The following is a 6838-nucleotide window of genomic DNA, read 5'->3' as shown; positions in this document are numbered from 1 at the left end:
GACTGGTCAGGGGCCTGCCCATAAAGGACAGACCCCCGCCAAACGAGTGGAGGTGGCGGGAATCGAACCCGCGTCCTCCGGCCCCGACACAGGGCTTCTCCGGGCGCATCCTGCTACTTGTTTCTCAGCCCCGTCGGACACGCAGGCAAGCCGACATAGGCTCAGTCGCTGTTTGATGTCCCGACCGACCCCGCGACCGGGTCAGCCGGTAATCCTCCTAGCGACGTCAGATTCTGGGCCGGAGGCTCTCCCAGACTGACGACTACCTAGTCCCTCTTAAGCGGCGAGCGCGTAAATGGGGGTAGTGGGCTGCGTCTTGTTGGCAGCTGTTGTTCTGAACGGATCGTTAACGAGATAACCGCTCATCCTCGGCCCGCTTCCCCTGCCTCGACGTCCGGAGTCGAAGCCGGTCACCCCCAAGTTCGGATCAGTTACGGCATTTTAGCATACCGCACGACGTGGGCGCCAGCACCAGCCGACAGACGCTCCTGTCAACCCGGCCCATCGCGCGCGTCACTGCATCCAACGCTCGGACGCCAGCTCCATGTTCCCACGTCGGGCACCCCGCGTACCAACGGGTTTCCGATGCGGCGGGCCGTGGCGGGCGCGCGTCACGGCGGCCGGGCCCCGTGGGCATGCCGTCGCGGGCAACGCCGTTGTACGGAGTTGTTGTATGGATAACGGCTACCAGACGACCAGCGCCTCGGGAGATCACCGTGGAGATCAAGGAACTGGGACATCTCGTCCTCTACGTCCGGGACATCGGGCGTTCCAGCGCCTTCTACCGGGACGTACTCGGCTGGCGGCAGATCTTTCCCGACCCGACGGGCGCGGACGGCAACCCACTGCGGGCCCCCGCCGCCGCGTTCTCCTCCGGACGCACCCACCACGAGCTGCTCCTCATCGAGGTCGGCGAGGACGCGGCGGCCATACCCCAGGGCCGGCGGGTGGGATTGTACCACTTCGGACTGAAGGTTGGCGACAGCGATGACGAACTGCGCGCGGTGCTCGCCCGTCTGCACGACGCGGATGTGACCATCGTCGGCGCGTCGGATCACACGGTCACCCACAGCTTGTACATCCTCGACCCAGATGGCAACGAGATCGAGCTCTACATCGACGTTCCCGGGGTCGACTGGCGGAGCACTCCCGCGCTCGCCGCGGCTCCGGTCCGTCCGTTGCGGCTCTGATCTGATCAGAAGATCTGATCTGATCAGATCAGAGGCGCCGAGATCAGAGGCGCCGGGAGTTCCCGCCTCCCGCCGCACCGGCCGTCACTCGGTGAAACTGTGCCCATGCGGCCGTCCCCCGACCAGCGTCGACGGCTGCCGGCGCTGCTGGTGGCGTTGGCGATCCTCACCGGTCTCGTCGACGCGGTCAGTTTTCTCGGACTCGGCCGGGTATTCGTGGCCAACATGACCGGAAACGTCGTCCTGCTGGCCTTTGCGCTGGCCGGGGCCCCGGGCCTGTCCGCCGACCTGTCGGCGCTGGCCCTGGCCGGGTTCCTGGCCGGAGCCGTCATCACCGGACGGATCGGCACGGTGACCATAATCGGCGGTCGTCGCTTCTCGTGGCTGATCATCGCGATGGCCGCGCAGACCGGGCTGATGGCCGGCGCGCTGATCGCCGCGATGGTCACCCAGGGACTCGGCACAGAACCCGAGATCCCTGAGATCCCCGAGGCCCGGCCCTATACCGTCATCCTCCCGCTGGCCCTCGCGATGGGCCTGCAGCACGCGACGGCTCGGCGGATGGCCGTTCCGGACATCCCGACGAACGTGCTGACCAGCACCTTGACCGGGATCATCATCGACTCCCGGCTCGGTGGGGGAATGGGCCGCGGTGGGGCGCGGCGGTTCGCCGGCCCCGTCGCCATGTTCGCCGGAGCCCTGATCGGGGGCCTGTGCCTGCTCCATCTCGGCCGGATCGTCCCGCTCGTCGTGGCGACCGGTACCGTCACCGGCTGCCTGATCGCCACAGTGACCGGCACCGTTGCGGCGCCATGATCAGGAAGCCGGGGAGGCTTCGCCACCCGCGCCACCCGGCCTGGTCGCACGGCGCCGCTGCCGGATGACGACCGTCGTGTCGAGACCACCCTCGCCGTCCGCCTGGGCAGCGGCGAGATCCCGCTCGGCCAGCTCGATCATCGGCAGCGGGATACCACGCCGGCCCGCCTCGGCAAGGCAGATCCGCAGATCCTTGCGCATCCAGTCGACCGCAAACCCGAAATCGAACTCGTCGCGCACCATGGTCTGACCACGATTCGCCAGGTACCACGAGTTGGCGGCGCCGCCGGCCACGGCGGAAAGCACCAGATCGGTGTCCAGACCGGCGGCAATAGCGAAGTTGATGGCCTCGGCCGCCCCTTCGACGGCTCCCGCCACCAGAATCTGATTGACCATCTTGGTGAGTTGTCCGCTACCGACCGGCCCGGCCCTCGTGATAGTCGCGCCGTAGGCGGCGAGCACCGGCCTGGCCCGCTCGATCGTCTCAGGATCCCCACCGCACATGATGCTCAGCCGGCCGGCCACGGCACCTGCCTCCCCGCCGGAGACCGGGGCGTCGACGAAACCGACGCCGACCTCGGCGGTGCGCGCCGCGATCTCCTCCGCGAGTTCCGCGGAGGTCGTCGTGTGATCGACGATGATCGCACCGGGCCGAAGCGCTCCCAGCATCCCGTCGGTACCGAGGACGACCTCGCGGACGTCGTCATCGGCACCGACGCAGAGGCAGACGACGTCGACCTCAGTCGCCGCGGCTGCGGGCGACGGCGCGATCCGGCCGGAATGTTCCTCGACCCAGCGTGCCGCGGTCGCGGCCGTGCGGTTGAACACGGTGGTGGAGAACCCGGCCCGAACCAGGTGACCGGCCATGGGAAATCCCATCGTGCCCAGTCCGACGAAGGCAACACGCATGAACGTCACTCCTGTTTCGCCCCCGATGGCGTCCACCGGGATTGGTCGGTCATGAGGATCGGTCGGTCGCCACCGCCCCGGCATCCGATGCCCCGACATCCGATGCCGGGGTGCAGACGAAGGCCCAGGGAGCTCCACGCAGCCTCGTCATCACCACGGTGACAGCCGGTCCACCGGGAATCAGATCACGACGGCGGGGTAGCAACCGGCGGCGGATCTCCTCGACGTCGCCGGCGAGGCCGCGTCGCCGGACGTCCAGCGAACCGATCTCACGAGACCGCAACAGGTCCGCGATCCGGCGCACGTCGAAGGGCAGCTCGGCCTCGATGCGCAGCAGGCGGGAGAAGGGGGTCGTCACTGCCTCGTCGGAGGTCAGGAAGGCGATCATTGGATCAATCTGCCAGGCTCCAAGGCGCCGCCCGAGCTCGCCGACCAGGCCCGCCCGAGTGACCGCCGGGCTCGGATCGTGGAGGAACCGACCCGGAGCCGCTACCCGATCGGCGACCTCGCCGACCCGACCCGCCGGTCCCGCCGGTCCCACCGGTCCCGTATCCGCCGGGAGGACTGGATCCGGGGTCCCGGTGAGGCTCGCCGGCGCTTCCCCGGCCCGCAGGGAGGCCGTGCTGCCCGGCCCGGGCAGCACAGTGGCGCGACGCGAGGCGGTCGCGAGGGCCGGTGAGAACAGCACGGCCTCCTTGAGATCCCGTCCGTCGGCCACGAACTCGATCTCCCAGCCGGGGGGAACCAGTTCCGTCGCCAGCCCTGGCGCGGCCTTCACCGCGATAGCCGCAACCTTGTCGGCAAGCCCGAAGCACCAGGCCAGCGGCGGCTCGCTCGCCCGCGACGCCAACCGACGGTCGCCGGCACGCCGGGCCGGATCGACGAACACGGCGTCGCATCCGGAGAGGTCCACCTCCCGCACGTCGGACAGGCGCGTCTCGAGGCATCCCGTCGGCACGGCCGATCCCGTGAGCGGAACGGTCGTGGACGGAAGGGCCGAAGGCGGCGCGATCGTGCCCTCGGCCGCGTGGACGGCGACGTTGAGCGCGGCCATCCGCAGATGAACCGGATCCCGGTCGACGATCATGATCTCCCGGCCCCGGGCGAGGGCCAGCGCGTCCCTGCCGATCCCCGTGCACAGGTCGGCGAGCCGGCCTAGGCCGGTGAACCGCGCGGCCCGATGCTCGGCCGCCGCCTGCGAGGACGCCTGTTCCAACCCGGCTCGGGTGAAGAACATCCGATCGGCCCGGGCAAACTTGACCATCGCGCGCCGCCTCAGCTCCGCCTGAGTGAACGCGGAGGCGAGGAGCGCGGGGGACACGCCCTCGGCGCGCAGGCGGGCACCGACAGCCAGTTCCCGGGCCGCGCCTCCACCAGCACGCTCATCCTCGGCAAATGCCGCGACCGCCGCCGCCAGCACCGCCTCACCCTATGCGCTCAGCAGGGCCTCGAGCTGCGCCAGCCGGTCGCCGTCGGAGGCGGTCACGGCGACTCGGATGGTGCCGGAACCGGCGAATCCGCGGCACGACGACGAAATAACGACGACGGGAACCATGACAGGAACGTCGACAGGAACATCGGCGGCCCCACGGACGGTGTCATGGACGGCTGGCTATCAAAGGTAGCGCCCCTTGGCTCGGCGGCCCATCGCCCGGCCGATCTCCCGGGCCGCGTCCCGCTCCGCGATCGCGTGCCGTTTGTCGTACGACTTGCGGCCACGCGCCAGCGCAATCTCGATCTTCGCCCGCCCGTCCTTCCAGTAGAGCGAGAGCGGGACCAGCGTGAGCCCACCCTCCTGGGTCTTACCGACCAGTTTTTCGATCTCCGCCCGATGCAGCAGCATCTTGCGCTTGCGGCGGGGGGCGTGGTTCGTCCAGGTCCCCTCGGTGTACTCGGGGATGTGCACGTTGTGCAGCCAGATCTCACCATCGCTGATCTGGGCGAACCCGTCGACGAGCGAGGCCCGCCCGGCCCGCAGCGCCTTCACCTCGGTGCCACGGAGCACCAGCCCAGCCTCGTAGGTGTCGAGGATGTCGTAGTCATGCCGGGCGCGCTTGTTCTGCGCGATCAGTCTGCGCCCCGTCTCCCTCGGCACTGTCCTGTCCCTCTTCCCACACCGTTCGCGAAATCTTCTCCGAACCTACGTCCTGCCTCCCGCGTCGGTGACACGCCCGGCTCCACCGCGAGGACACTCATGGTATCGATCATGTGAGCGCCATCGTCGGTCGCCGGCGTGGCCCGGGTGACATCGCCGAGCGCTCCGTAGGGCGACGAGCGCCGTCAGCGCGCCCCGCGGAGGAGCCGCCACGGCGGCGACTTGGGCGTTCAACACCTTCCACCTCCTTGCTCGGCTGTCGAGCTTGCCCGGCCGTCGAGACGCTGGACTTGATGAGACGCTGGACTTGATGAACGGCGCCAGCGAGCACTATACTCGAACACATGTTCGATGATTGGAGTGTTCGGGCGAATCGGCGGCGGTTCCTGCCAGCAGATCCAACCGTTCCCTCCAAGTGCCCATGACAGGCGGCATGATGCATCCAATGACCAGACCCAGTTCATCGCTTCGGCCCGGCTCACAGTCCAGTCCGGGTAAGCCCAGTTCGGACGAGTCCAGCCCGCGCGAGGAAGCAGAGGCCCTGGGCCCCCGCGACACCGGGGTCGACGACAGTGGTTCTCTTTCCCGTCGCCTGGACTCATCGATGGTTTATGGTCGTCGTGTAGCTGAATTCGACGCGGACGGATGTCTCCGAGCGGATGTGGCTATCGGTCGGGAGATCGCACGCTGGGAGGCGGCACGGCTGCTCGTGAGAGCGAGGTTCGCGCAGCTACGGCCGCCCACGGAAGAGGATGAGAGCGGGGCTGCCAGGGGATTTCACGAGTTCGCGGGAGACGAACTGGCTGCCGAGCTGAGAATATCATCAGCGTCGGGAAACAAGCAGTTGGGTTTCGCGGTCGGCGTCGTCCGCCGCATGCCGGCCGCGCTGACTGCTCTTGAACATGGTGAGCTGGATTCCCAGCGGCTGGCCGTGCTGGAACGACTGACGGCCAACCTGTCGGACAGCCAAGCCGCGGACGTGGCGGAGACGGTTCTGCGCCGGGGTGGGCGGCCAAGCCACGCAGCGTTCGCGGCCGCCGTGCGACGGCGTGTGGTGGTGGTAGACCCTCAGGGCGCGGAGCAGCGTCGCCGCAGGGCGGCGAAGGCGCGTCGGGTGACGGTGCGGGCCGAGCCGGATGGTATGGGCCGCATCTCGGCATCGCTTCCGGCGGACCGCATGCTCGCGGCGTTTCGACGGGTGGACCTTCTGGCGAGGAGAGCAGGCGGTGCGCAGGACGGTCGCGGGCTCGACCAGCGTCGGGCCGACGTTTTCTACGACCTGCTGATGGGGCAGGATTGTGACCGTGTCAGTATCGAGATGCAGGTGGTCGTGTCGGCTTCCTGTCTGCTGGGTATGTCGGAACAGCCGGCGGAACTTCCCGGTTATGGCCCGATACCGGCCGGCCTCGTTCGCGAGATGGCCGAGAACCCCCGGTGCACATGGCGGCGCATACTGATGGATCCGCCGGAAGGACGAGTCCTGGAGGTCAGCCGGCGTCGATTTCCCTCAGCCGCCCTGGCTCGTCATGTTCGAACTCGAAACCCTACATGTGTCTTTCCGGGATGCGAGAAGCCTTCCATTCACTGCGATCTTGATCATACTAGGTCGCATCGTCGAGGTGGCCAGACGAGCGAGCGGAATCTCGGGCCAAAATGCCGGAGGCATCACCGGCTGAAACACGCGGATGAAAAGCGGCCCAGGCGTGGCGCCGAGGAAGGTGCTACGAGAAGACCGGGGCGGCCGGATACATCATCTCCCGATCAATCCACGCAGAAGGGATGGTCCGTGTGCCAGCCCAGGCCTGGACATTTCATCTGGACGAGCCTC

Annotated in this window: 7 protein-coding genes and 1 other RNA gene; 3 read left to right on the top strand and 5 right to left on the bottom strand. The window is 68.2% G+C overall.

All coding sequences use genetic code 11. The annotated features are described in order from the left end of the window. Positions 1 to 44 precede the first annotated feature (44 nt). Positions 45 to 418: a transfer-messenger RNA gene (gene ssrA, locus AC08OT_RS17820) on the bottom strand. A 298-nt stretch (positions 419 to 716) separates the two neighbouring features. On the opposite strand from ssrA, the gene AC08OT_RS17815 reads away from it, so the two are divergent. Together AC08OT_RS17815 and AC08OT_RS17810 are read left to right on the top strand one after the other, a co-directional pair. Next, entirely contained in the window at positions 717 to 1190 is a 474-nt protein-coding gene (locus AC08OT_RS17815; RefSeq protein ID WP_476594243.1) for a VOC family protein, read from the top strand. A 105-nt stretch (positions 1191 to 1295) separates the two neighbouring features. After that, positions 1296 to 2006, top strand: a complete 711-nt coding sequence (locus tag AC08OT_RS17810) for a YoaK family protein (RefSeq protein WP_476594242.1) — start codon at positions 1296 to 1298, stop codon at positions 2004 to 2006. Here AC08OT_RS17810 and AC08OT_RS17805 read toward each other — a convergent pair whose 3' ends face one another. The 4 genes from AC08OT_RS17805 to smpB are packed head-to-tail and all read right to left on the bottom strand — an operon-like array spanning position 2007 to position 5010. Continuing rightward, on the bottom strand, positions 2007 to 2915 hold the full coding sequence (locus AC08OT_RS17805; protein WP_476594241.1) for an NAD(P)-dependent oxidoreductase: 909 nt from the start codon (positions 2913 to 2915) through the stop codon (positions 2007 to 2009). A gap of 49 nt (positions 2916 to 2964) precedes the next feature. Next, positions 2965 to 4335 carry a THUMP-like domain-containing protein gene (locus tag AC08OT_RS17800; RefSeq protein ID WP_476594240.1) on the bottom strand — a complete coding sequence of 457 codons (1371 nt, stop codon included), beginning with the start codon at positions 4333 to 4335 and terminating at the stop codon, positions 2965 to 2967. 9 nt (positions 4336 to 4344) lie between these two features. Continuing rightward, complete coding sequence (locus tag AC08OT_RS17795; protein ID WP_476594239.1) at positions 4345 to 4470, bottom strand: hypothetical protein; 126 nt, start codon at positions 4468 to 4470, stop codon at positions 4345 to 4347. Positions 4471 to 4530: 60 nt separating this feature from the next. Continuing rightward, entirely contained in the window at positions 4531 to 5010 is a 480-nt protein-coding gene (gene smpB, locus AC08OT_RS17790) for an SsrA-binding protein SmpB (protein WP_011435254.1), read from the bottom strand. 604 nt (positions 5011 to 5614) lie between these two features. On the opposite strand from smpB, the gene AC08OT_RS17785 reads away from it, so the two are divergent. Next, a partial coding sequence (locus AC08OT_RS17785; RefSeq protein ID WP_476603067.1) for an HNH endonuclease signature motif containing protein occupies positions 5615 to 6838 on the top strand: 1224 nt, incomplete at its 3' end.

It is taken from the genome of Frankia sp. CgJB1 (assembly GCF_977947065.1).
Note: the sequence above shows the minus strand (reverse complement) of the source record. Positions and strands in the feature narration are given on the sequence as shown.